The sequence below is a fragment of the Streptomyces capoamus genome (genome assembly GCF_014654935.1).
In the GTDB taxonomy this organism is placed as follows: domain Bacteria; phylum Actinomycetota; class Actinomycetes; order Streptomycetales; family Streptomycetaceae; genus Streptomyces; species Streptomyces capoamus.
Genome location: NZ_BNBF01000018.1, coordinates 10,782 through 11,457 on the forward strand (window position 1 = coordinate 10,782; position 676 = coordinate 11,457).

The 676-nt window shown below is 72.2% G+C and carries 1 protein-coding gene; it reads right to left on the bottom strand.

The annotated features are described in order from the left end of the window. Nucleotides 1-291: 291 nt before the first annotated feature. A partial coding sequence (locus tag IE312_RS41805; protein WP_229900430.1) for a 2Fe-2S iron-sulfur cluster-binding protein occupies nt 292-676 on the bottom strand: 385 nt, incomplete at its 5' end.

Sequence of the window (676 nt, forward strand, 5' to 3'; positions counted from 1 at the left end):
GTCCGGCGCGACCCCGGCGAATACCCCCCGCGCCGCCTCGGCCGCCGCCCGCTGCTCCTCGGTGAAGGTGAAGTCCACGGCCTGTCCTCCCGCCGGGTCCGCCACGGGTGCGGATACGTCTGTCTGTATCTGACGGAGCGTCAAGATAGAACAGGTTCCAGGAGAAGGGAACGGACGGAAGGGGACGGGAGCGGACGGAGGGGACGGGAGCGGGAACGGACGGGAGCGGGAACGGACGGGAGCGGGAACGGACGGAGGGGACGGGAGCGGGAACGGACGGGAACGGGTGCGTCAGCGGTCGAAGTCCAGTTCCACCTTTTCCGACAGCGGATGCGACTGGCAGGCCAGCACGTACCCGGCCTCCGTCTCCTCCGTCTCCAGCGCGAAGTTGCGGTCCATGCGCACCTCGCCCTCGACCAGGAAGGCCCGGCACGTTCCGCAGACCCCGCCCTTGCACGCGTAGGGCGCGTCGGGCCGGTTGCGCAGCACCGCCTCCAGCAGTGACTCGCCCTCCCGCACCGGCCAGGTGCCGCCGCGGCCGTCCAGCCGCGCGGTGACGGTGCTGTGCGCGGGTGCCGGAACCATGGCAGCCGGAGCCGATCCCGCGTCCACGTGGAAGATCTCCTCGTGGATCCGGCCCCGCGCCACACCCAGCTCGCGCAGCGCCCGCTCCGCG